Genomic DNA, 25,419 nt, shown 5'->3' on the forward strand with positions numbered 1-25,419 from the left:
GCGTTCATGCACGCGCGGGCTTTGGCCGCATCAGGCAAGGACCATAGAGAACGGCAAAACCAGCAAATGCAAAGACCCACAGCAGGGCTGACAGGGAATAGAATACCATGGCGGAGCCAAACATAAATCCGGCGCAGACCCGCGCGATTGTTGATCCGATCAGCGCAAGATATATCGCAACCGTGCCCGACCCTGCGCGCAAGGTTTGCCCCGTATGGCCCAGAGTTGCCCGTGTCATCATAGCTAGGGTCATCAAGCCACCTGCACCAGCCATCCATAGATGCTGCGCCGCCGCCACAGACACTGCGTCTGGCCATAGTTGGGACAAGCCAATGGCAACCGCACCAGCTGGCACAAATATGTAGGCAAGATGCAGCACCAGCAGCAATGGTTCGGACAGGGTTTGCCACCCTTGCCACCGCACCACACGGATGAAATGCAGCACGCCGATTACAACAAGCGCAGCGCCCGTAATCCTATGATCAGGCAGAACGACCCAAAGGCCCAAGGCCGGAAGGGTCACGCCAAGTGTTATCTTGTCAAAACCTCTCATCGGCGGGACAGGCAAATGGACCGACTTTTGTTGAACCAGCCAGTTACGGGTGAACGAGGGGATAACCCGCCCCCCAATCACCGCGATCATCATAATGACTGTTGAGACACCCAAACGCTGGCCATAGCCTCCGGCGGCTATGCCGCTGCCTGCTGCCTCCATATGGAACAGCAGATTGGACAGGACGAATAAAGCAAGCAACGCGAGGATTACCAGATTACGCCAGTTCTTGCCCGCCACAATCTCGCGTAGAATGACGCCGCCCAGAACGGTCAGAAACGACAAATCAATCCCTGCTACGATACCAGCAGGCCACAGCGCAGATGTCGCCACTGCCACACGGCCAGTCACCCAAAGCGCGAATAGCCCTGCCAAAGCCCACCCGACCACGGGCAGGCGGCCCGTCCAGTTTGGTACCGCCGTGAGCAAGAAACCCGCAATGATCGCCCCGATATATCCATAGAGGAATTCATGCGCGTGCCATAACACCGGATCAAAACGGGTAGGCAGCATCAGCACGCCCGACAACATCAACATCCACAGCACCATCGCCCCCGCAGCCCAAGCTGCCCCGAATAGGAAGAACGGGCGGAAACCATAGGAGAATATCGCGGGCCCCGCCCATGCCCTGCTCTGCTGCGATGTTGTGAGTGGTTTTACATGGGTTTCAGTATGAGACATTGATGCTCTTTCATGACCCCTTGCGTCACAGCCTTATTGGCGCACAGCATTGAGTGCGTATGGCAGACGGGGCTGTTTTGAATACAGGGACCGGTTGAGCCCTTTTTCAAACAACGACAATCCAGACGAATACCAGACTGATGATGAGGTATACGAGTGTGTTGACCATCCAGCGGATCAAACCTGCATCGGATTCGGGGTCTACGCCCAGATGTTCGCAGACCTTTGTGCCGGGCCAGAGAAATGCTTTGGAAAATGACATGTGATACACCTTTATTAAGTATTTCAGATGCGTATTATCTATCGCTTTTAAATACGCATTGTAAATGCTAAATATTGCCTATGCAGTTAGATAAATTCACAGACTATGCACTTCGGATTCTGGTAACGCTCGCTGTGCGGGCGCCCGAACGTGTTTCGACCTCCCAGATTGCAACGCTTTATCGTCTCTCTGAAAATCACCTTGCAAAGGTCTCGACCCAGCTTGTCCGCGAGGGATTTGTCGCCTCCGAGCGGGGGCGCAATGGCGGGCTCACGCTTGCAAAGCCGGTGGATGACATACGCATCGGAAGTGTAGTCCGCGCACTTAAACGCGATGATCCGGTGGTCGAGTGTTTTGGCGCGAACAAGTCCTGCCTGATCTTGCCTGCCTGCGGGTTACGCAACCCTTTGGCCGAAGCACAAGAAGCGTTTTTTGCGGTGCTCGACCGCTATACTCTTGCGGACATAACCCAATCCCGTGATGCGCTGGCGACCCTGCTAGAGCTCTAGCTGGCTTGACAACCGCCTGTGACAGAACAGCAGATAAAACCAACGATCGCTGGTCTAATTTGCACGGCCAGCACCTCTTCGCGGGGCATGAGACGGCAGACAACCTGATCAGCACGTCGCTGCTTGGGCTGTTGCAGCACCCCGATCAATTGCCGCTGTTCAAAACAGACCCCGCCGTGCTCGGTGCACCCAACCGCTTTGACATCGCTCAACCGCGACCTGACGTTTGGCCAAGGGGCGCATACCTGCCTCAACCTGAAAATGGACGGCTGGGAGGGGCAGATCGCGCCGTTTCGTTCGCCTTACCCGAGCCATCTGCGCCCCCATCGGGAGCGGGGCTGTTGCGGCACAGGGATGTTCAGACGAATACCTGCGCGCGCAATACAAAGCGGTGCAGAAGCGTGCGGTCAAAATGCGCGCATCCACCCTTTCAGGCGGAAATACGGGGCTTTGCCGAGCATGGGGTAGGCCGCAGCTATGTCGGATCCGGTGCGACACTCCTAGGCGGCGCACGCCCCGTCAATTTGTCGGTGGGAGCTGGTTTCCCATGGGTATTCCGTTGGCGCGACGGGCCTGCCAATGATCCACGAGCTTTCTGTCCGATAGCGCGGCGAGGCAGGCGCGTGTCAGGCCAGTAACGCGCGGATCGCCTTGGCCGAAAAAGGCGGTGGCGTCATCGGATTTGGCCAGACCGCATGTTCGGTGGTGATATTGGAAGGCAGGGGTTAAGCTTCCTAGCGCACCGCTTTGCCTGAACAGGTAAGTCGGCAAGCCCGTTACCAGCATTGGAGACGCCGCAACCAGCGCCAAACTCAAAAGCTGTAGCCCAACAAATCACAGCATGCCTTTACAGATTTGTTTCATCTGCAAATCGGCGGGGCCACCACCCTGAGAAGGAATAACGCAAAACCGAAAGGCGGCGTCAGAAATGACGTTTGCAGGTTATTTCCGACCACTGCCTCCAACCACTAAAGGTCGGCGTTCCATAGATCAGGATATGCAGCTTGCGTAGTGTGAACGAAACACCCTGAACAGCGAGCACAAGAATGAAGGTTTTGAGCAGGAACATATATTCAACGCCAGCCACTTCGTTCGATGTCTCGCCCAGCGCCCAAGAGCGCGCGACAGAAGGCTGCCCTTTGCCCCAGACGGCACAGAGAACAGGAAACACGCCCCCAAGCACGCCGACCAAGTCCCTGCTGCGCTCTGACATTGCGCCATGGAGAATATCGACACGAACGTGCGCGCTATGCGGCCGCGTATATCGTGCGGAACCTGCGAGGATTATCGCGCTGTTGCTGTTACCGTAGACATATCGCAGCACAATGGTGGTGAAGGACAACAGGCCCATAAACAGCGTACTTCAGAAAACCATCCTGCCAAAACACTCGGTCAGCCTCTGCAAAAATTCGACGACCATCCGCATATCTGCTTCCCTATGATCCGTGACGTCTACACCGCAATATCAGCGACCACTTGCGCAGCCGATATTGTCCAATTGTTTTAGCGTTAATGCACTGCGTCTGATGTGATAGTGTAGGCGTGTTAAAGGGGCAGATTGACCAGCACAGGACTGCTGCGGCGCGCTATGCGGGTACATCATCGCTTAGCCGATATCGTGGATAGGGGTCGCGACGCTGACGCGGCTAAGTCGCTTCGATGCACCCCCCCCAAAAAAAAAGGAAGGCGCGTCATGCAAGACACCTGCTTGAAGTGAGTGAGCATGACAGACTTGGCCCAGATCTCTGGCTTTGACTGATCCAACAGATTCTTATCCTTACCCGCTTCACGACACATTCCGGCAAACGCATCGAGGATTTCCGTATCGGGACCGATCCCATTCGGATCATCCGTGACCACGGCAGAATGGACAATGATATCGCGTCCCTCGCCGTGCGAGCGAAGGCCCCTAGGCGCGGATTGCATCGCGTAATTGCATCCGCGCAATAACAGACAGGTTTTGGTGCGAGGCACAGAGGTGCGGCATCAAGAAACCACAAACGCTTTTGCGCCCCCCCCCGCCGCACGGATCAGCAGTATTACTCCCCCGCTTCTTGCGCTTTTCTCCAATCGCGTTTGATCTTCTTCGCAAGGCTCCATTTATGCACCTCGGTCGGGCCGTCATAGATGCGAAAGGCACGGATTTCGCGGAAGACCTGCTCAACGATTGTATCCCCTGTGACACCCTGCCCGCCCATGCACTGCACACAACGGTCCGCCACCCGCATCAGCGCTTCTGACACGGCGACCTTGGCCATTGAGCTTTCGACAGTGCCGCGCGCGCCGGTTTCCAGCACATCAGCACACCAATAGACCATCAATTCGGCCTGCTTGAGGTCCATCATGTTCTCCGCCAGCATAAAGCCTACACCCTCGTGGTCGACCAAGGGCTTGCCAAATGCATGGCGGCGGTTGGTATAGTCCACCGCGATTTCATGCGCGCGGATACAGGCGCCGAGCCATCGCATACAGTGGCTCAAGCGTGCAGGTGCAAGCCTGACCTGAGCGTATTTAAACCCCTCGCCAGCCTCCCCCAACATCTGGTCGGCGGGCAGGCGCAGGTTGTCAATGTTCACCACAGCATGCCCCCCGGGCATAGAGCTGTCTATGGTGTCCATAACTCGCTCAATCCGCACGGCGGGGTGCGGCAGATCTACCAGAAACATACACGCCCCCGCATCAGCCTTGGCCATGATAATGCCCATGCCTGCACCGTCAGCGCCTGTGATGTAGGTTTTACGCCCGTTGATCACCCAATGGTTCCCATCCAGCTTGCAAGTGGTTTGCATCATGGACGGGTCCGACCCCGCGCCACCATCCTCCGCAGGTTCGGTCATAAAAAAGGCAGAGCGGATTTCCCCCGATACCATGCGCGGCAAGAACTGCGCCTGCAAATCGGGCGAGGCCACTTTGCCCAAAAGAAACATATTGCCCTCGTCAGGCGCACAGGTGTGCACGGCAAGCGGGCCGAGCGGCGACAGACCCGAACGGATGAGCACAGCCGCTGTTTCGCGCTGTGTCAGATGCCCGCCATCATCAAGAATATGCGGTGTCATCAACCCTTCGGCACGCGCCAGTGCCTTCAGCTCATGCGAGAGTTCTTCGGCAGGCCCGTGGGAACCAAGGCGGGGGTCGCGCTCAAACGGGGCCACCGTGTTACGCACAAATGTTTCAACCCTGTCAGCGATATCAAGTGCGCGGTCCGAAATGCCGCGCCGTTCCATCTGAAAGCTCATTTCATTCTTGTCCTATGTATGCCCTGAGGGGCTTGGGGTGCTTTGTGATCATACGCTGCAAGACTGCCTGGGTCTGTGCGCCTTTCCAATAGGGCGCGCGCAGGTCTGTCACTATCACTTTGCCCAAAGCGTTGCGCGGAAAATCATCGCACAGCTCGACACCGGCAAGTCGTCGGGTTTTTGCAAGGCGCGCGTTTGGTTGCGCGCTTTAGCGGGGGGCGCGCAGACAGGTGCGGTGAGGCCGTTTTTGCGCGCGGAATTCTCCGAACACAAATGCAGTGATTGCATCACAATCGCCCGGCAGGCGTTCCAGTTGTGCGGCGGTCGGCAACCCAGACAGACGAAACAAAGCGCTAGCCACCAGTCGGAAAACCTGAGAATGAATGACTGTCTGGTTGGTGCATAACTTAAATACTGTTTCAGACCTACGGATTGCGTCAGGTACAGTCCAACACCTGTGCCAAGACCCGTGAAATCAGCGGTTTTTGTGGTGGCCCGCTGTACCAGATCGCAACGGGTTCAGGCGCAGGATCAGCGGGACAATCGCCACAACAAGAACGGCCGCGATGAGAAATGGCGCACCTGGAAAATAGATCCCGTCGCCATTCACAAACCGTTCAAACGCACCTGTCAAAGCCAATGGCGCGCCAACAGCTGCTACAGATGCCAGCGAAGCAATGACGCCTTGCACCAGTCCCTGACTATCCTCGCCCACACGGTTGGCGGCAAATGCTGTCATCAGGGGCGGCGCCATATCTGCAAGGGTCGCCAGCGGCAGCACAATCGCCACAGCCCAAGCCGCCGTAGAAAAGCCAAAGCCCACCAGCCCGATGACGGCAGCTGCCGTTGCGATCAGCAGCGTTTTATAATCGCCGTACCGTTTTGTAAGCTGTGGCAACAGGCCCGCCTGAACGACCGCAATCAGGATACCGTATGCCGACAAGGTCAATCCGATGGTAAAGCCGTCCCAACCGAAAACCTCACGCCCCCAAAACGCCCAAAGCGTTGGATAGACCATATTTGCGAACTCGAAAACAAAGATACACACCAGCGGCACGGCCAACCCCGGTATCGCAAAGGCGCGCAAAATGCTGCCAAAGGGGTTCAGATCACGCCTGCCGAAGGGCCTGCGGTTCTCGGGTTTAAGCGATTCCGGCAAGATCAGGATGCCGAACACAACGTTCAACGCAGAGAGCCCCGCCGCAATCCAAAAGGGCGCTGTGATGTGCCATCCCGAAGCAACCCCGCCCAGCGCTGGCCCGAAAACAAACCCGATCCCGAAAGCAGCACCGATCATTCCAAAGGCCGCACCACGCTCCTCGGGTTTGGCAATATCCGAGATATAGGCCGTAGCTGTGATGTAGGTAGCCCCTGCCATGCCCGCAATAACCCGTCCAACCAGCAAAACCCAATAGGTCTGCGCCACGGCCATAATCACATAATCAATCGCCAGCGTAACCAAAGCTGCGATCAAAACGGGCCTGCGCCCATAGGCATCAGACAGGCTGCCGACAATTGGACCGAACAGGAACATTGCAGCCGCATAGGCCGACATCATGACCCCGCCCCAAAACGCCCCCTCTGCTGTACTGGACGCTCCGACGCGGTCCATAAGATCGGGCATGATAGGAAATACAATGCCCACGCCTATGGCATCAATCATCAGCGTCGCGAGGATGAACAGGAAAGGGCCGTTTAACTTCATGTGTCTACCCGACACCTGAAAGCACACCCTGACAAGCGCCAAATGCCAAATACTGAACAATCAAGCTATGCAGTCGCACCCCAAAGCCGTCTGCCACAGGCGATTTATGTCCGTTCAGCCATCGGTATTGACCAAGCCACCCGCACTCAGCGCGCATTAATACCACCACTGACGGGGCGCGCACTATGTCTGGATATTTAGACTTTGGTCTGCTTATCAGCGCACTCTGGTGCGCCTGAAGCAGCAATGTCAGCAAACAACCCTGTCATGCACAACAGTGCTTGGCGCGCCAGATGTATTGGCAAATGCTCGTTCGGGGAATGCTGGCAGCAGCCTGCATAGGAATGCGGTATCCAGATCGTCGGCAAGCCCAGCACATCCGCAAAGCAGTCATTCGGCAAAGACCCCCCCAGATTGGGCAGCAAATCGGGCGTATGGCCGCTGGTCCTCTCCAGCGATGCACCAACAAGGCCGAGCCACGGATTGTCTAAATCCAGACGGGTCGCCGCGAACGGGATGCCCTCGGGTTGCACGATCCCGACCTGTGTATGTCCTTGCGCATCCAGATGACGGCGAAGGGCTGGAAGGATTTCGTCCATCTGTGTTCCGACGACAAATCGCAGCTGACACGCGGCGCGGGCATAGCCTGATATCGCGTTTACAGGCGCTTCGGGATTACCCGATTTCATTGCCAGTACGGCAAAACTGTTCCAGCCGAAAACACGCTCGGACATGGTCAGGCTTGCTTCTCCCCAGTCGGGATCAAGCGCGAAACCCGCGTCGACATCAGGCAAGGCAGACAGCACCTTTTTGATATCTTCCGTCAGGCTGGTGGGCCGCCATTCAGGAATTTGTATCTGCCCCCGCGCATCCGTGATGGACGCAATCGCATGCGCAAGGAGTATCGCAGGGTCGGCAAGCAGACCGCCAAAGTTGCCCGAATGATGCGCACCATCGCGCAGATCAACAACCAGATCAAAGTTCAAACCGCCACGCGAACCTGTGAACAAAGTGGGCGTATCAGGCGAGATGCGCGGACCGTCCGAGGCAATAAACACATCCGCATACAACGCTTCTGCATGGCGCTGGCACACGTCCTTCAACCCGGGAGACCCGACTTCCTCGCCCATCTCGAACAGCACTTTGAAGTTGAAGCCCAGCTTGCCCTGTACGGCCAGAATAGCAGCGAGTGCTTGAAAATTAATAAGATGTTGGCCTTTGTTATCAGCACTGCCGCGTCCGTAATATCGCCCGTCACGTTCGTGCAGTTCAAATGGCTGCAGTCCTTCTTGCCATTGGTCTTGCTGGCTTCTGACAACATCACCGTGACCATACGTCAGAATGGTTGGCAGGGCTGCGTCCTCTATCCGCTGTGCTAACAGGAACGGGCCTGCGCCCACCATCTCGCTGCCCAACACGCGGCAGTCAAACCCCAGAAATTCCAGCATCGGGATGATATGCTGTTCAAGGTAGACATGCAGATGCGGTGCGCCTTCTGGGGCCTGACTTTCGCTTGGCACCGATACCAACGCCGCCAGATCGGCCTTGAAGCCACCAGCATCAAAATATGCGGCGGCATGGGCAAGGGCAGCATCACGAAGGGACATATCGTAGAACTCCAGTAATCAAGCGGACGCAGCAGCATTATGACCACGAACACGAAGAAAGTCACAAACCAGAAATGGGAGGGGCAAAAAACAGTCTGACGCGGGATTGTGCTGAATGTTTCCACACCGCGCAGCACAACTCAATCATCCCAGCGGCGAATTGGCTGGCATATTGATTGCTTTGTGGCACAGTTGGCGCTGCACGCAAGTCTGTACAAGGTATGCCAAATGGACGACGCACCGCTCAAAGGCTGGAACCATGTACCCGATGTTCCCTTGCAGGTATCGCCGTTTTTCAGATGGCCCCTGCGCCCGCTGGAGATGTTGGCATGGGTCTGGAACGCGTGGTTTTTGATCACTGAAAAGCTGATCATCGTCGGTATTGCGTTTGTATCATTCTATTGGTTCCAACCCCCTTTGGAGGAGACACGGACCATCGCTGTCGGCTGGATAGCCGAGATCTATCTGCGCAATCTGGTGTTGATGTCCGCAGTGGCAGGCGGGCTGCATCTGTATTTCTACACCTTCACCAAACAAGGCCAGCGCCTGCGCTATGACCCGCGCCCGCTGATGAAAAACGGCAAACAGTTCACGCTCGGGGGGCAGATCAGAGACAATATGTTCTGGACACTTGCCAGCGGTGTCACGGTATGGACGGCATATGAGGTCTTGATGTTCTGGGCATTGGCCAACGGCTATGCCCCCATGCTGACGTGGGCTGCCAATCCTATATGGTTCGTGGCACTTTTCCTGCTTATCCCCATTTGGGAGAGCTTTTATTTTTACTGGATACACCGCTTGCTGCATGTTACGTTCTTTTACAAGCACGTCCATGCGCTGCACCACCGCAACATTAATGTCGGGCCATGGTCAGGCCTGTCGATGCATCCGGTTGAACATGTGATCTTTTTAGGCTCGGTACTGATACACTGGGTCGTCGCGGCCCATCCGGTGCATATTCTGTTCCACCTGCAATATTACACCCTCACTGCGGTCACGACCCATACGGGATTCGAGGGGCTGGTGGTAAAGGATGAAAACCGCCTGAAGCTGGGGACATTTCACCACCAAATGCACCACCGCTATTTTGAGTGTAACTATGGATCGCTTGAAATTCCGTGGGACAAGTTTTTTGGCTCGTTTCATGACGGCACCGCCGCCGCGAATGAACAGATGAAAGAGCGACGCAAGCGGATCATGGGCAGCTAGGCCAGTCGCACACCGGGTAGATCGCGCATATTTGCTTTGCCGATTGCTAGGTTCTGGGGTCTAACGCAACGCGTATGACACCGGTAATCGACACAACAGCCACGGCGAACCTGCGCGGCAGCATATGGATGATAGCTGCAATGGCTGCATTCGCGCTGGAAGACGCCCTGATCAAGATGGCATCCCAGACAATGCCTATTGGTCAAATCCTGATCATTTTCGGCTTGGGCGGTGCGTCTGTGTTTGCGATCGCAGCGCGCACAAATAACCAGCCCCTGTTTGTGCCCGATGTCCTGTCGCTGCCTATGCGAATTCGTGTGCTGTTCGAGGTCATCGGCAGACTTTTCTATGTGCTTGCCATATCGCTCATCCCGCTGTCTGCCGCGACGGTGATCCTCCAAGCAACACCTCTGGTCGTTGTCGCGGGGGCAGCACTTATCTTTGGCGAAAAAGTTGGCTGGCGTAGATGGACTGCGATTGCAGTGGGAATGCTTGGCGTGCTTGTGGTGATCCAACCCGGTGCAGAGAGCTTTTCGCTCCTCTCGCTTTTGGCGGTGGTTGGTATGATCGGTTTTGCAGGCCGTGATCTGGCAAGTCGCGCGGCACCTGTCTCGCTTGGTACAGCCGTTCTCGGGCTTTATGGCTTTCTTGCTATTGTCGTCGCAGGCGCGCTCTATGCCGTATGGCAGCGCGTTCCATTCTCCATGCCTGATACATCCATAACGTTTACTTTGCTGGCAGCAATATTTGCAGGCTGTGCCGCTTATGCCTGCCTGATGCGGGCCATGCGCACCGGAGAAGTCTCGGCCGTGACGCCCTTGCGCTACACAAGGCTGCTTTTTGGCATCTTTCTGGGTGTGGCTGTGTTTGGCGAACAGGTGAGCATCGCAATGATCGCAGGTTCAGCCCTGATCGTGGCGTCGGGCGTTTTCATTCTGTCACGTGGGCGTGCGTAGGGCGGCGCGGATCACCTGTGCCGTTTCAAGAACGCTTCCACCTCATGATCGGCAGGCGCACTACCTGCAAACAACTCGACGTAGTGTCTGACCCGCGCAAGGCGCTCGGCGGGCGGTTCCTGAACTTGCATGGAAATATAACCGATCTGTGTGTAGACGACCGTCAGACTGCGCACTTCTGACTGCTCCGCCGTATAGCCATGGCGGGCAAACATGTCCGCGATAGCGCCGATACGTGCAGCGTCTGCTGCGGCCAGACGCCGTGATAGACCCTCATCCACCCGCGCCCAGTTGCGGATCGCCAGATCAAGCGGCGCATCGAACAATGCGGGATCCAGCCAACAGTCCATCAGATTGAACAGTGCTTCGCAAATGCTAATCGCTTGCTTGCGGCACCGGGCGACCAGCTGCGCGGTATTCCGGCTTTCCCACCGCGTAATCATTGCGGCGTGCAACTCGGATATATCCTGAAAATACCAATAAAAGCCTGTGCGTGTCAGGTTCAGGCGCTTTGCCAATGGCATTACCTTTACCGCCTCAATCCCATCGCAAATCAACAGATCATACGCCGCGTTGAGCCACATGTCTTTGGTTGCGCGAGGACGGGCGGGATGTGCTGTCATAGGCACAGCCTAGCTTTCTTGACACATATGTCAATTATGCGCCACTGTTTGATAAGCCTCTCCACACAAGGCGCCTGCCCCGTTTTGATCCTCGACAACTGCGAGATGTTCCAATGACAAAAGACCCCCTGCTCCAACCCTTCCAGCTGAAACATCTGACGTTGAGAAACCGGATCATGACCACCAGCCATGAGCCCGCCTATCCCGAAGACGGAATGCCCAAGGACCGCTATCGCGCCTATCATGCCGAGCGCGCCAAAGCGGGCGTTGCCCTGACTATGACAGCAGGCTCTGCCGCCGTATCAAAAGACAGTCCACCCGTATTCAACAACATCCTCGCCTACAAAGACGAGGTCGTGCCGTGGATCAGAAACCTGACAGATGATTGCCATGAACATGGCTGCGCGGTGATGATCCAGTTGACGCATCTGGGCCGCCGCACCACTTGGAACAAGGGCGACTGGCTGCCTTCCGTATCCTCTTCCAAACATCGCGAACCCGCTCACCGCGCCTTCCCCAAACTGATCGAAGACTGGGATATTGATCGGATCATCAGCGATTTTGCCGATGCAGCCGAACGGATGCAGGCGGGCGGAATGGACGGGATCGAATTGCAAGTCTACGGCCACCTGCTGGATCAATTCTGGTCGCCCCTGACGAATGATCTGGTCGGGCCATATGGCGCAGACACGCTTGAAAACCGCATGCGGTTTCCGATGGATGTGCTGGCCGCGATCCGCAAACGGGTGGGTGACGAATTCATTGTTGGTTTCCGCTATACTGCAGACGAAGCGCAAAAAGGTGGCATCACAGCCGAAGACGGGCTGGAGATCTCCAAAAAACTTGCGGCGACAGGACAGCTCGATTTCCTGAATGTCGTGCGCGGACGTATCCATACCGACCCCGCAATGACCGACCTGATCCCGATACAAGGCATGGCAGGCGCCCCGCATCTTGATTTTGCAGGTCAGGTGAAAAAACTGACGGGCATGCCCACCTTCCACGCGGCGAAAATTCCCGATGTGGCTACCGCACGCCATGCGGTTGAGGCTGGGCTGCTGGACATGGTCGGCATGACGCGAGCGCACATGGCCGACCCCCATGTGGTGAAAAAGATCATGGAGGGCCGCGAGGAGGATATCCGCCCCTGCGTTGGTGCAACCTACTGCCTTGACCGGATTTATGAAGCGGGCGATGCCTTGTGCATCCACAATGCTGCCACGGGCCGCGAACTGACGATGCCGCATACGATCACGCCGGCGGCTACCAAACGCAAGATCGTAGTCATCGGAGCTGGCCCAGCAGGGCTGGAGGCCGCGCGCGTTGCCGCGGAACGGGGCCATGATGTGGTGGTGTTCGAGGCGCAGCCCGATCCGGGTGGTCAGATCCGCCTCACGGCGCAAAGCCCGCGCAGACGCGATATGATCTCGATTATCGAATGGCGGATGGCGCAATGCGCTGCCCGCGATGTCGAATTCCGGTTCAACACTTGGGCCGAGGCAGCCGATGTGACCGCTCTGAAACCTGATGTGGTAATAACGGCAACGGGCGGCCTGCCCAACACAGAACTGTTTGAAACCGGCAAGGATGCCACCCACGTAATCACCTCTTGGGACATTATCGCAGGCGATGTAAAACCCGCACAGAACATCCTGATTTACGACGAAAGCGGCGATCACGCAGGAATGCAGGCCGCAGAAATAGCTGCAGCTGCAGGTGCGAAAGTCGAAGTAATGACGCCGGACCGTACGTTTGCAGCGGGTGTGATGGCCATGAACCTCGTGCCTTACATGCGATCGCTGCAAGACAAGGATGTAACCTTTACCGTAACCCGCAGGCTGCTGGAAGTTGCGCAAAGCGGCAATAAACTGGCCGCAACCATCGGAACAGACTATAGCGATCATACCGATATTCGAGAGTACGACCAAGTGGTTGTTAACTACGGCACCATGCCGCTGGATGATTTGTATTTCGATCTCAAGCCGCTCAGCTCCAATTTAGGTGCCGTTGACCATGACGCGCTGATCGCAGGCACGCCACAGACAGTCACACGCAACGAGGCTGGCACTTTTCAGCTATTTCGCATTGGCGATGCCGTCTCTGCGCGCAATACCCATGCGGCAATCTATGATGCGCTGCGTCTTGTAAAAGACATCTGAGGTCTGTCCGCGAAATTACGCGGGCTCAATCGCGCAGGTCTATGTTGTGCATTCTGCAGCTTCCCTTAGGCTGCGTGTATCCAGAGATCAGGAGCAAACCAATGGCATACGAATACAATGACGACGCAACTTATCTCGCGCAGCAAGTTGCCAGTGGCGCTGCTTCACCGCAGGAGTTGCTGGACGAAGCCATTGCCCGTGTCGCCGCGTTCAATCCCGACCTGAACGCGGTCGTGCTGATGCAAGAACAGACGGCCCGCGATGCGATCGACGCTGGGCTGCCTGATGGGCCGTTCAAAGGCGTGCCATTTCTACTCAAGGATCTCGGGGCGGAAGCTATGGATTTTCCATCCCATAGCGGCTCGCATTTGCTGAAAAACACGACATATTCGTATGACAGCGAAATCTACCGCCGTATGCGTGCAACTGGCATCGTGACTTTCGGGCGCGCAACCTCACCCGAAGGCGGCATTGGCCCCGTCACCGAAGCAGATGTATACGACGGCCCAACGCGCAACCCTTGGGACACGTCGCGCACATCCGGCGGCTCTTCTGGTGGGTCAGCGGCTGCAGTGGCTGCGGGAATCGTGCCAATGGCGCACGGCTCGGACGGGGGGGGATCGGTGCGCATCCCCGCGTCGAGCTGTGGATTGTTCGGGTTCAAAGCCACGCGTGCCCGCTTCCCTGATGGTCCGGTGGCTGGCGAAGGATGGGCTGGCATGGCGATCGACGGCTTTCTGTCCCGTTCGGTGCGCGACAATGCAGCAATGATGGATGCTTGTGCAGGGCCTGATCTAGGCGCGCCTTATGCCGCCCCTGCAATGGAGATGTCTTTCGGCGATGCCATCGCCCGCCCCCCGCGCCGCCTGCGGATCGCAGTCTGCGACACGACATTTACAGGCGCGCCGATTGATCCTGCCTGCAAGGAAGCCGTTGAGACGACCGCGCGCGTACTGGAAGGCCTGGGCCATGTCATCACCCCCGACCGCCCTAAAGCAGATCACGAAGGGATGATGCACGCATGGACCCAGATTGTGGCCTGCGGTACGGCACTGTGGATCGACGCGACACTGAAATCCAAAGGGCGCGACTTGCAACAAGGAGATGTGCAGGGTGTGGCGCGCAGTGCGTTGGAATATGCGCGCAGCATTTCAGGCGCGCAGTATCTCGCTGCGGTCAACAAAATCCACGCCTACGGCCGCGAGATGGCAGCGGCATTCAACAGCTATGATATTATCCTCTCTGCAACGCTCGCAGAGCCGCCCGCAAAGGTTGGGCGCTTTACCCACAACCGCGATGACTATGCGAATTATCGCGTGGGCGCAGGTGGCGTATTTGAGTATTCGCCATTCTGTGCTGCCTTTAATGCCAGTGGTCAGCCTGCCGCGTCTGTGCCGATACACTGGACGGCTGACGGGCTGCCTGTTGGTATTCATCTGGCCGCCCCTTTCGGGGATGACACCACCCTCATTTCGCTTTGCGCGGAACTTGAGCAGGCAGCCCCTTGGGCCCAAAAACGGCCAAACATGCTATCAGAATATCTTGCATAAGCCGCAATCCACGCGCAAGGTATCCCTAGGGGGACCCGCGATTGAAGATAGATATCGCCGTCGACGCGCGTAATGTCGGCAAGATTTACGGGACAGGATCAGGCGCAGTTACCGCGCTCGGAGATGTCTCGATTGCCATCGAAAAGGGCGAATTTTTCACACTGCTAGGCCCATCAGGATGCGGCAAGACAACACTGCTGCGCTGCATTGCGGGGTTTGAAACCCCCACATCAGGGGCAATCCATTTATCAGGCCGCGACATTACCTACACGCCACCCAACCAGCGGCCGGTGAACACTGTTTTTCAATCCTACGCGTTGTTTCCGCACCTGAATGTCGCTGACAATATCGGGTTTGGCCTCAAAATGCTGGGCAAGCCCGCGGCAGAGGTCAGCAAGGCTGTGGCCCGTGTTCTGGCATTGGTCAAACTTGAGGAGTTCGCCAAACGCCTGCCGCAACACCTCTCGGGCGGGCAACAGCAGCGCGTGGCCCTCGCGCGGGCGTTGGCTCCGGAACCCCAAGTGCTGCTGCTGGATGAGCCGCTGTCGGCGCTGGATCTTAAACTACGCAAGGAAATGCAGAGCGAGCTGAAGCGACTGCAAACCGAGACGGGCATTACATTTATTTTCGTGACCCACGATCAGGAAGAAGCCCTGACCATGTCAAACCGCATCGGGGTCATGTCGGAGGGCGCACTGCTACAGGTTGGCACGCCGCATGATATTTACGATCGCCCCGTGAACCGCTTTGTCGCGGATTTCATCGGCGAGACGAATTTTCTTGAAGGCCAGGTTGAACGAGGCGGTGTGCGTCTTGGAACGGGCGACACCCTCGCGGTGCCGCTGGACGGCCAAAGCGGTAGCGTCACACTGGCCATTCGCCCCGAGCAAGTCAGCATTACCACAGAAGGTGGCATCGCTGCGCGGATCGTTGAGATGACCTATCTGGGGACCGACACGCATTACACCCTCGCACTGGGTGACAAAAGCCATCTGGTTGCGCGGATACAGTCCAACTCTGTTACCCGTTTTGCTGTCGGGGATGAGGTTACCGTCAACATAGATGCGCAGGCGGTTCAGGTTCTTAAATCATGAAGGACGGATCGAGCAAGCGCAGCAAAGGACTAGACGGCTGGCTGCTCTCGACGCCTGCGCTGATCCTGCTGGTCCTTGCGGCCAGTGGCCCATTGCTGATCGTCGCCGTCTATTCGGTGCTAGAAAAAGGTGACTATTCCGGTGTGCGCTGGATACTCTCCGGGGACGGCTGGTTTCAGGTGCTGTTCCAGCGCGATATCTTTGACCAGACCATCAGCCTTGCAGATGCGAACCTGTCTATCTTCTGGCGCTCGATCAAGCTGTCGATCGCGACCACGCTCATCACGTTCGCCTTTGGGCTGCCCACCGCTTGGTTCATCGCCACGCGCCCGCCAAAGGCCCGTGCGCTTTGGTTGTTCCTGATCACTATCCCCTTCTGGACCAATCTGCTGATCCGAACCTTCGCGATCATGGAGGTGATCCGCAATCAGGGCATCCTGAACACCGCGCTGATGAACATCGGCCTCATCTCCGAGCCGATCCAGATACTTTATACAGACACCGCCGTGCTGATTGGCATGGCCTATGTCTATCTGCCGTTGATGGTGCTGCCGCTTTATGCGGCGATTGACCGGTTTGATTTCCGCTTGATAGAGGCAGGATATGACCTTTATGCCTCCCGTTGGCAGGTTCTGCGCGGGGTGATACTGCCCATCATCAAACCAGGGATTATTGCGGGGAGTATCCTTGTCTTTATCCCCAGCCTTGGCGCCTATGTGACGCCGCGTGTGTTGGGCGGCGGCAAAAATATGATGATCGGCAACTTTATCGAGCTGCAATTTGGTCAGGGCCAGAACTGGCCGCTTGGGGCGGCTCTCTCGACGCTGTTGCTGATGATCGTTCTCGTCTCTCTGGTGGTTTATACGCGGGTGTCATCGCGGGATGATCCCAATGGGTAAAAAACGCGTCTTTGATGTCACCACCCTGCCAGGGTTCACATTTATCGCAATCCTTGCGTTTGTGCTGCTCTATGCGCCGATCGTCACTTTGGTGATCTATTCGTTTAACGGGGGAAATTCGGTCAGCCAGTGGGGTGGGTTTTCGCTGCAATGGTATGTCGTGGCGTGGAACAACGATGCCGTACAGGACGCCACCGCACGCTCGCTTGTTATCGCTCTTTGGGCCTCTGTCATTTCGACTACCGTAGCGACCATGGCCGCTTTGGGCACCACACGGCGGGGCAATTTCAAGGGCCAGACAACAATCTACATCATTATCAATCAACCACTGATGGTGCCCGAGATTGTGACAGCCGTGGCGCTGCTGATCTTCTTTTCCTCCGTCAAAGTGGCCACAGGTTATACGGGCCTTGGTTATTTGATCCTTGCTCATTCGGCCTTTTGCATTCCCTTTGCCTATCTGCCGATCAAAGCGCGGCTAGAGGGAATGGACATGACAATGGAGACTGCCGCCGCTGATCTCTACGCGACGCCATGGCAGACTTTTCGATACGTCACCCTGCCACTGCTGCTGCCGGGTGTTATTGCGGGGGCCATGCTGGCCTTTATCATATCGCTCGACAACGTGATCATTACCGAATTTGTGAAATCCGCAGGGCAGGATACACTTCCCACGTACATGCTGGGGCAATTGCGGCGCGCCCTGACACCCGAAGTCAACGCAATCTCGACAGCTTTGCTCGCGCTGACAGTGCTTATCCTCACCGTGTTTTTCTTCATTACCAGAAAGCGGGATTGACCCGCTGTTCATCAACTAGGGAGACTTTCGATGAAAACCTACCTGATCGCAACCACCGCCCTTGTGGCCAGCAGCTTTGCCGCGATGGCCGAAGGGCAACTGAACTTGTACAATTGGGGCAATTACACCAGCCCCGAAATGATCGCGAAATTCACCGAAGAAACCGGTATCGAAGTCACGATAACCGACTATGATAGCAATACGACCGCCCTGACCAAGGTCGAGGCGGGAGGCGCGGGTTTCGACCTTGTTGTGCCTTCGGGAAACTATGTCCCCGTATTTGCGCGCAAGGGTCTGATTCAGGAACTTGACCATTCACGCATCCCGAATATCGGCAACATCGCGCCCCAGTGGAGGGATGTTGAATGGGACGAGGGCCGCAAATTTTCAGTGCCGTGGCAGTGGGGCTCTGTCGGGATTGCCGTCAATACCTCCGTCTATAGCGGCGATGTAAATACCTCAGAGCTATTCCTAAACCCGCCAGATGAGTTGGTGGGTAAGATCAACATTGTTCCCGAAATGACCGATGTAATGAACATGGCGATCTTCAACGTGGGCGGCGAGGCCTGCACCGAAGATCTGACCGTCCTGCGGGAAGTGCGCGATAAGCTGGTAGCAGCCAAGCCAAAATGGCTGTCGATGGATTATGGCACCACGGACAAGCTGTCCTCGGGGGACTATGCCGCATCGGTCAACTGGAACGGCTCTACCATGCGCGCGCGGATCAACAACCCTGATGTGACTTTTGGCTATCCGGTTGAAGGGTATCCATTGTTCATGGATTCCGTGGCGCTGCTGTCTGACGCGCAAAACGTGGATGAAGCCTACCAATTCATCAACTTTATACTTGAGCCTGAAAACGCCGCCATGTTGTCGGCCTTTGCCCGCTATGCGAACGGTGTGGCAGGCTCGGAAGAGTTCATGCCAGAAGATATGAAGACCGCGCCAGAGATCATCGCCCCGGCAGAGCTGGCTGCGGCGGGCCGTTTCCTGCCCACCTGCCCCCAATCCGCGACCGATCTCTATACCGCGATCTGGACCGAACTGCTCAAATAAGGCGGCTTGGACTAAACGATGCGGGCGGAGCTGTAATGGCCCCGCCCTTTTCTATACCCCACCATCCAGCACGGTGAGCGCGCCATACAGATCCACACGGCGATCCCGAAAAACACCCCAACTGCGGCGTAGTTTTGCGGCCTTGTCCAGATCAATGGTGGCCAGCGTGATGCCGCGCCCCTCGCGCGCCGCCTGCCCGATCACCTGACCGGTCTCACTCGCGATGAACGACGTGCCATAAAAGGTTATACTGCGGTTGTCCTGCGCCTCGGTGCCTACGCGGTTCGACGCCATGACAGGCATGACGTTGGCTGCTGCGTGTCCCTGCATGACAGTTTGCCAATGGGGCTGGCTATCATGGTCGGGCATATCGGGTTCGCTACCGATGGCAGTCGGATACAGCAGTACCTCCGCCCCCAAAAGCGCCATCGCGCGGGCCGCTTCTGGAAACCACTGGTCCCAGCAAATTCCAACTCCGAGGCAGCCATAGGCCGTTTCATAGACACGAAAGCCGCTATCGCCATTCGAAAAATAGAACTTCTCTTCGTATCCCGGGCCTTGCGGAATGTGAGACTTGCGGTAGAGCCCCAGATCAGAACCATCTGCATCATACACTACAACTGAATTGAAATAGGTCTGACCCGACCGCTCGAAGAAAGAGATAGGCAAGACCACCGACAGCTCTTCTGCCAGGGCTGCAAAACGGCCAAGCCAGTTTGGTTCATCCGCTGACATCGCAAGATCAAAATGCGCGGGGTTTTGTGTTTTGCAGAAATAAGGATCGGCAAACAGCTCTTGCAACAAGATCACCTGAGCGCCCTGCCCTGCGGCTTCGCGTACCAACTCTTCGGCAGTGTCCAGATTGTGCGCACGGTCGGCATCTGCCGCAAACTGCGTTACGGCAAATGTCACCTCACGCATCTTTAAACCCTTCGAGCACATTCACCGTGTTGATACCAACAGCCTCGACAGCATAGCCGCCCTCCATACAAAACACCGTCGGTAGCTTCATCGCACCGATGCGACGCCCTGCATCAGTGAAATCATCGCTCTCCAGTTTGAAAAAGCTGATGGGGTCTTCTTTGTACGCATCCACTCCCAACGAAACCACAAGCGCCTCTGCGCCCCAGCTGTTAATCTTGGCAATAGCGTCATCCAGTGCTGCCGCCCATTCCGCGTACCCTGTTCCAGGCCCCATAGGATAGTTCAGGTTCGTTCCTTCACCCGCGCCGACGCCTGTTTCGTCCTTATAGCCCAGATAATAAGGGTAAGCGTCCTGCGGCGCGCCATGCAATGAGGCGAACATCACATCATCACGGCCATAAAACAGCGATTGGGTGCCATTGCCGTGGTGGAAATCAATGTCCAGAATGGCCACGCGCTGCGCCCCTGATGTCCGAAACATCTGTGCGACAACAGCCGCATTGTTGATAAAGCAGTAGCCCCCGTACTGGTCCGCAGTAGCATGATGCCCGGGTGGGCGACATAGGGCAAAGGCCGCGTTCGCACCCGCCGCGACATGCCGTTGTGCCGTCTGCGCAGCAGCAACCGAGGACAGCGCCGCAGCCCATGTACCAGCGGTCATCGCTGTCTCGGAGGCGTGACAGTAATACCCCACCTTACCGTCGATATTGTCAGGGATCCTGTCCATGTGCATGCCGCGTGCAGGGACATTGGCTGCGATGATCTCACCTTCCATCCCCGCGTCTTTCCACGCGTCCCATGCGGTTTCCAGGAACGTCAGATAACCTGAATCAAGCAGCTCTTTCACAGGTGCCATATCAACTGGGTCAGGGCTTACGAGGTCTTTCAGCTGCCGCTCGTTCAACCGGTTCAATATATATTCCACCCGCGATGGCCGCTCGAATGGCGTAACGAACTGCCCACCCGACAGCTCCGCTTGCGGGAAATGGAGACGGTGATCCTCGCTATAGATAATGCGCATACTGGGGTCCTCTCATGGTTCTGAATACTTCGCGATGATGGTGCGACGGAAAAGAGCGAAGGTCTATCGTTTTCAGAACTCTAGGCGGCCCCGCAGAGGCAATGGTGTGTGCGTTGTCCAATGTCATCTGCAAAATCTGCAAATGGGAAAGCACTTGATGTGCCTCATAATAGTTATATTCTATAATTATATTCTACTTTCGGTGCCAATTGGCGGATGACGTCAATCCGCGCATTGTACCATCATGCGCAGAACGGCCATAGGCCAAGGACTTGTAAATGACTGAACCCATGCTCAAAATTGAGGTCGAAGGCAGCATCGCCACTCTGACGATGAACCGCCCCGACAAGCGTAATGCGATGTGTGAAGAGCTTTTGGAATCGCTGGATGCGTTCTTTTCTGCGCCTCCCAAAGATGTGCGGGTGGCTATTCTGACTGGAACGGCCGGACATTTTTGTTCGGGGCTTGATCTGTCGGAACACGTCCATCGCTCGGCTGAGGAAAACCTCTACCATTCACGCCATTGGCATGGGGTTATGGACAAAATTCAGTTTGGCGGTCTTGTTGTCGTCTCTGCCATGTTTGGTGCAGTCATTGGCGGCGGGTTGGAAATTGCGGCTTCTACACATGTGCGCATTGCCGAAGCTTCGGCGGTTTTCCAGATGCCCGAAGGACGCAGAGGGATTTTTGTGGGCGGTGGTGCCACAGCCCGTGTTGGTCGCCTGATCGGGGCAGACCGAATGACCGAAATGATGCTGACAGGACGCAAATATGATGCCGATGACGGCGTGCGACTGGGGCTTGCACATTATGCCGTCGGTAATGGAGAGAGCATGGATCTCGCGAGATCGCTCGCTGGAAAAATCTCCCGCAATGCGCCGCTGTCCAACTATTTCATGGTTCAGGCCATTGCGCGGATCAACGACATGTCGCAAAGCGACGGCTTGTTCACGGAATCCCTTGTCGCCTCTTTGTCGCAAACGACGCCGGACGCAGAGGAAGGGCTGAAATCCTTCCTCGAAAAACGCGCCCCCAAGTTTCGCTGATCAGATGGTGGAACCCGTGAAAAAACCGACGCGCAAGACGGATGGATTTGTAGCGAATGACACAACGCTGCGGACCTTTGTGGGCTATCACATGAAGCGCGCGTTCAATGTGGTGCAAGCGGATCTGGCAAAGACGCTGAAGCCGTTCGAGCTGCGGATGCTGACGTATACGGCGCTGGTTCTGATTGTGGACAATCCGGGACTGAGCCAATCTCAGCTGGCTGATGCAATGGACGTTGAACGCCCCAATCTGGTGGTCATCGTAGACGAGCTGGAACAGCGTGAACTGATCGTGCGTCAGCGGGTTCCAACCGACCGGCGCGCTTATGCGCTGCGCGTGACGCTGAAAGGCCAGCACCTTTTCCAGCAGGCTACCGACGCCGTAACTGCACATGAGAAGGCTTTGCTTGGCGATATTGATACAGGCGCGCAAGACACCATGATCGCAACCCTGATTCACATTCAATCAGGAGGAGCAAAAGGATGAGCGTTCGGCGAACAAACCGGTTTTTGCCCCATGCTGTGACCCGCGAAGATCGCGCTGACGGCACGGTACTGCTAACTTCTGACTACCGTTTGGGGCCAGTGGCACGCACAACTGGCGAATGGCTGGACAGCTGGGCAAATACCGCCCCAACCCGTACATTCGTCGCCGAAAGAAGCGGTAAGGGCTGGCGCGAGCAGAGTTACAGCGAGACCCTACAGAAGGTGCAGGGCATCGCAAGCGCGCTGCTGGGCCGCGGCATGGGAGCGAATACCCCCATTGTGATCATGTCGGGAAATGGTGTCGATCACGCGCTGCTTGCCCTTGCAGCGCAATATGTCGGCATCCCTGTTGTACCACTGGCCGAGCAATATTCTCTGGTGGCGGCAGCCCACGGACGCCTACAGCAAGCATTCGAACTCATCCGCCCGAAAATGGTCTATGCGATAGACGCGGCTCAATACGGCGCGGCGCTTTCGCTTGATCTGTTCGACGGGGTAGAGGTTGTCACATCGCACAATGCGACCTCCGCGATGACTTCTTTTGATGCGCTGGTTGCCGGAGATGCTGCTGCTGATCTGAATGCCGCCCGTGCGCTTGTCGGTCCCGATACCGTTGCCAAAATCCTGATGACGTCAGGGTCAACTTCTGTGCCAAAGGGGGTGCTGACCACCCATCGGATGCTTTGCGTCAATCAGACCCAGCTGGCCGACACATTGCCCTTTCTGCGCGAACATCCGCCGCGCATTGTTGACTGGCTGCCTTGGAACCACGTATTTGGCGGCTCGCATAATTTCAACCTGATGCTGGCCAACGGCGGCTCGCTGTATATCGACGATGGCAAACCGGCACCGGGTGTATTCGATCGGACAATCGAGAACCTGCGTATGGTTACCGGCACCATGTGCTTTAACGTGCCTGTAGGGTTTCAGCTCCTGCTCGGCGCATTGCAATCCGATCAATCCCTACGCCAAAGGTTCTTTGAAAACCTCGATATGATCTTTTATGCAGGTGCGTCCCTGCCCCAAGACGTATGGGAAGGGTTCGAGGAAATGGCTATGGAGGTGAAAGGCTGCGTGCCTTTGATGACATCCTCGTGGGGGCTGACAGAAACAGCGCCCGCGCTCTTGCTACAACAAGAGCCAACAGACAGGTCCGGTGTTGTCGGTGTGCCTGTGCCTGACGCCACTTTGAAACTGATCCCCAATGACACCAATCGCTTTGAAGTGCGCGCAAAAGGGCCGAATGTGATGGGCGCCTATTTCAACGCACCTGACAAGACGGCCGCAGCGTTTGACGAAGAAGGGTTTTTCATCACCGGTGACGCGATGCAGTTCGTTGACGCTGCCGACGTGAACAAAGGTTTGAAATTCGATGGCCGCATAAGCGAGGATTTCAAGCTGCTTACGGGCACATGGGTACGCGCGGCACAGCTGCGCATTGATATGCTTGCCTGCCTTGCCCCGCTGGCCGCCGATCTTGTGATCACCGGCGCAGATAAAAACCAGATCGGATTGATGATCTTTCCCAACACCGCAGCGTTGAAAGACAGCGGCTTTGACCTGAGCGATACTGGCGGTGCCTTAACAGATCAGGCGCTGCACGCTGAGATCAAATCCCGCCTTGGCGCACATGCCGTGGGGGCCAGCAGCTCAACCCGCGTGGCGCGTGCCATTGTACTCGCCACACCGCCCTCCATGCCAGACGGCGAGATGACGGCAAAAGGCAACCTCAACTTCCGCAAGATACTCACAGGGCGCGCAGATATGTTGACGCGGCTTTACAATACACCTGACCCCGCTGTCATAACACTCTGAGGAGATCCCCCGATGGTCGACATCTCGAAAGTCCGCGCAATCGACATTCACACACACGCAGAAGAGCCCTGCGGCTGCCACGGTGACGATGGTTATGACGATCTGCAATCCACGATGGCTGCCTATTTTCGCGCACCGTGGAAGCATCCGCCCACGATCGAGGAGACCGCCGCTCACTACCGCGCACAAAACATCGCTGCGGTAATTTTTCCCGTCGATAGCGAACGCGAGACAGGCTACCGCCGCTATAAAAACGAAGAAGTAGCGGAGCTGGCTGCGGCAAATGACGACGTGTTGATTCCCTTCGCATCGATTGATCCGTGGAAGGGCAAGATGGGCGTGCGGGAGGCACGGCGATTGATCAAAGACTTCGGGATCAAGGGGTTCAAGTTCCACCCCACCATGCAAGGCTTTTATCCCAATGACCGCATGGCATACCCCCTCTACGAGGCGATTGCAGAAGAAGGCGGCATCGCCCTGTTCCATACAGGCCAAACGGGCGTCGGGTCGGGCATGCCCGGTGGCAACGGTATGCGGCTGAAATACTCCAACCCGATGTATATGGATGATGTTGCGGTCGACTTTCCCGAACTGAAGATCATTCTCGCGCACCCCAGCTTTCCCTGGCAGGAAGAGGCGCTGGCCGTGGCCCAACACAAACCCAATGTCTATATCGACCTGTCCGGTTGGTCACCCAAGTACTTTCCCGAAATTCTGGTGCGCTACTGCAACTCGATCCTAAAAAAGAAAGTACTGTTTGGCTCCGACTGGCCGATGATTACCCCCGAGCGCTGGCTCGCAGACTTTGAAAAAATCGCCATCAAGGACGAGTTGCGCGAGGATATCACTAAAAACAACGCAGCACGTCTGCTCGGGTTGGGTTGATATGGCGATCCCAGCGCGCGCTGGAGCGGTTGAAATCACGTATCAGGCAAACGAATGAAAACGGTATGCAGCGTCACAATCAACCGGGTCTAGAAAGGTATAAGGCATAACTATTAATTGTTGCGATATGAGACAACATAGTGTTGTCTTGACCTCACAAAAACCAAAGGTCCGCTGGAGTTTGGTCAGGCTAAGGGCAACAACAGATTGCCCGGCAACGCCTGCCCATTTAGGACCGATAGATAAAAATCACCATTAGGGAGAGATTATGGGACGTCGTTTAGTATTTGGGGGTAGTTTACTTGGGGCTGCTTTTGCGTTTGTTTTGGGTGGGACTGCTTCAT

The 25,419-nt window shown here is 56.4% G+C and carries 22 protein-coding genes; 13 read left to right on the plus strand and 9 right to left on the minus strand.

All coding sequences use genetic code 11. From position 1 onward, the window contains the following. Positions 1–4: 4 nt before the first annotated feature. Together Q0903_RS13000 and Q0903_RS13005 are read right to left on the minus strand one after the other, a co-directional pair. The gene (locus Q0903_RS13000; protein ID WP_299415971.1) at positions 5–1,234 is read right to left on the minus strand and encodes an NnrS family protein; all 1,230 of its coding nucleotides are present in this window, start codon (positions 1,232–1,234) and stop codon (positions 5–7) included. 106 nt (positions 1,235–1,340) lie between these two features. Further along, positions 1,341–1,496: a hypothetical protein gene (locus tag Q0903_RS13005; protein ID WP_299027839.1), complete on the minus strand. Its 156-nt coding sequence runs from the start codon at positions 1,494–1,496 to the stop codon at positions 1,341–1,343. An 80-nt stretch (positions 1,497–1,576) separates the two neighbouring features. Here Q0903_RS13005 and Q0903_RS13010 point away from each other — a divergent pair, with 80 nt between their 5' ends. After that, positions 1,577–2,005, plus strand: a complete 429-nt coding sequence (locus Q0903_RS13010) for an Rrf2 family transcriptional regulator (protein WP_299027836.1) — start codon at positions 1,577–1,579, stop codon at positions 2,003–2,005. 922 nt (positions 2,006–2,927) lie between these two features. On the opposite strand, the gene Q0903_RS13015 is transcribed toward Q0903_RS13010, so the two are convergent. From Q0903_RS13015 to Q0903_RS13030, 4 genes are all read right to left on the minus strand, one after another. Then, positions 2,928–3,218 carry a hypothetical protein gene (locus tag Q0903_RS13015; protein WP_299415975.1) on the minus strand — a complete coding sequence of 97 codons (291 nt, stop codon included), beginning with the start codon at positions 3,216–3,218 and terminating at the stop codon, positions 2,928–2,930. A gap of 826 nt (positions 3,219–4,044) precedes the next feature. Continuing rightward, positions 4,045–5,241, minus strand: a complete 1,197-nt coding sequence (locus Q0903_RS13020) for an acyl-CoA dehydrogenase family protein (protein ID WP_299415977.1) — start codon at positions 5,239–5,241, stop codon at positions 4,045–4,047. 475 nt (positions 5,242–5,716) lie between these two features. Then, a complete protein-coding gene (locus Q0903_RS13025; protein ID WP_299415980.1) occupies positions 5,717–6,946 on the minus strand; it encodes an MFS transporter in 1,230 nt (409 codons plus the stop codon). A 197-nt stretch (positions 6,947–7,143) separates the two neighbouring features. Continuing rightward, positions 7,144–8,553, minus strand: a complete 1,410-nt coding sequence (locus tag Q0903_RS13030) for a M20 family metallopeptidase (protein WP_299415982.1) — start codon at positions 8,551–8,553, stop codon at positions 7,144–7,146. A 228-nt stretch (positions 8,554–8,781) separates the two neighbouring features. On the opposite strand from Q0903_RS13030, the gene Q0903_RS13035 reads away from it, so the two are divergent. Both Q0903_RS13035 and Q0903_RS13040 read left to right on the plus strand, forming a co-directional pair. Next, entirely contained in the window at positions 8,782–9,762 is a 981-nt protein-coding gene (locus Q0903_RS13035; RefSeq protein ID WP_299415985.1) for a sterol desaturase family protein, read from the plus strand. A gap of 74 nt (positions 9,763–9,836) precedes the next feature. Further along, on the plus strand, positions 9,837–10,718 hold the full coding sequence (locus Q0903_RS13040) for a DMT family transporter (protein WP_299415987.1): 882 nt from the start codon (positions 9,837–9,839) through the stop codon (positions 10,716–10,718). A gap of 11 nt (positions 10,719–10,729) precedes the next feature. Here Q0903_RS13040 and Q0903_RS13045 read toward each other — a convergent pair whose 3' ends face one another. Next, a complete protein-coding gene (locus Q0903_RS13045) occupies positions 10,730–11,341 on the minus strand; it encodes a TetR/AcrR family transcriptional regulator (RefSeq protein ID WP_299415989.1) in 612 nt (203 codons plus the stop codon). Positions 11,342–11,454: 113 nt separating this feature from the next. Between Q0903_RS13045 and Q0903_RS13050 the strand changes: the two genes are divergently transcribed. From Q0903_RS13050 to Q0903_RS13075, 6 genes are all read left to right on the plus strand, one after another. Beyond that, positions 11,455–13,500, plus strand: a complete 2,046-nt coding sequence (locus Q0903_RS13050) for an NADH:flavin oxidoreductase (RefSeq protein ID WP_299415992.1) — start codon at positions 11,455–11,457, stop codon at positions 13,498–13,500. A gap of 101 nt (positions 13,501–13,601) precedes the next feature. Beyond that, positions 13,602–15,050 (plus strand): amidase, encoded by a 1,449-nt coding sequence (locus Q0903_RS13055; RefSeq protein ID WP_299415993.1) that lies wholly within the window; start codon positions 13,602–13,604, stop codon positions 15,048–15,050. 41 nt (positions 15,051–15,091) lie between these two features. Beyond that, positions 15,092–16,144: an ABC transporter ATP-binding protein gene (locus Q0903_RS13060; protein ID WP_299415995.1), complete on the plus strand. Its 1,053-nt coding sequence runs from the start codon at positions 15,092–15,094 to the stop codon at positions 16,142–16,144. Further along, entirely contained in the window at positions 16,141–17,043 is a 903-nt protein-coding gene (locus Q0903_RS13065) for an ABC transporter permease (protein WP_299415996.1), read from the plus strand. The genes Q0903_RS13060 and Q0903_RS13065 overlap by 4 nt, the downstream gene beginning before the upstream one ends. Next, positions 17,036–17,842, plus strand: coding sequence for an ABC transporter permease (locus tag Q0903_RS13070; protein WP_299415998.1), 807 nt, complete (start codon positions 17,036–17,038; stop codon positions 17,840–17,842). The genes Q0903_RS13065 and Q0903_RS13070 overlap by 8 nt, the downstream gene beginning before the upstream one ends. Positions 17,843–17,872: 30 nt before the next feature. After that, positions 17,873–18,898, plus strand: coding sequence for an extracellular solute-binding protein (locus Q0903_RS13075; RefSeq protein ID WP_299416002.1), 1,026 nt, complete (start codon positions 17,873–17,875; stop codon positions 18,896–18,898). A 51-nt stretch (positions 18,899–18,949) separates the two neighbouring features. Here the strand turns inward: Q0903_RS13075 and aguB are convergent, their stop codons facing one another. Together aguB and Q0903_RS13085 are read right to left on the minus strand one after the other, a co-directional pair. Further along, complete coding sequence (gene aguB, locus Q0903_RS13080; RefSeq protein WP_299416004.1) at positions 18,950–19,819, minus strand: N-carbamoylputrescine amidase; 870 nt, start codon at positions 19,817–19,819, stop codon at positions 18,950–18,952. Beyond that, complete coding sequence (locus Q0903_RS13085; RefSeq protein WP_299416007.1) at positions 19,812–20,843, minus strand: histone deacetylase family protein; 1,032 nt, start codon at positions 20,841–20,843, stop codon at positions 19,812–19,814. The genes aguB and Q0903_RS13085 overlap by 8 nt, the downstream gene beginning before the upstream one ends. A 278-nt stretch (positions 20,844–21,121) precedes the next feature. Between Q0903_RS13085 and Q0903_RS13090 the strand changes: the two genes are divergently transcribed. The 4 genes from Q0903_RS13090 to Q0903_RS13105 are packed head-to-tail and all read left to right on the plus strand — an operon-like array spanning position 21,122 to position 25,075. Beyond that, entirely contained in the window at positions 21,122–21,889 is a 768-nt protein-coding gene (locus Q0903_RS13090) for a crotonase/enoyl-CoA hydratase family protein (protein ID WP_299416008.1), read from the plus strand. Positions 21,890–21,905: 16 nt separating this feature from the next. Beyond that, positions 21,906–22,376: a MarR family transcriptional regulator gene (locus tag Q0903_RS13095; protein ID WP_299027790.1), complete on the plus strand. Its 471-nt coding sequence runs from the start codon at positions 21,906–21,908 to the stop codon at positions 22,374–22,376. After that, the gene (locus Q0903_RS13100; RefSeq protein ID WP_299416011.1) at positions 22,373–24,190 is read left to right on the plus strand and encodes a feruloyl-CoA synthase; all 1,818 of its coding nucleotides are present in this window, start codon (positions 22,373–22,375) and stop codon (positions 24,188–24,190) included. Before Q0903_RS13095 ends, Q0903_RS13100 begins: the two co-directional genes overlap by 4 nt. A 12-nt stretch (positions 24,191–24,202) precedes the next feature. Then, a complete protein-coding gene (locus Q0903_RS13105; protein ID WP_299416015.1) occupies positions 24,203–25,075 on the plus strand; it encodes an amidohydrolase family protein in 873 nt (290 codons plus the stop codon). The last annotated feature ends 344 nt before the right edge of the window (positions 25,076–25,419 follow it).

It is taken from the genome of uncultured Sulfitobacter sp. (assembly GCF_947502895.1).
GTDB lineage: Bacteria > Pseudomonadota > Alphaproteobacteria > Rhodobacterales > Rhodobacteraceae > Sulfitobacter.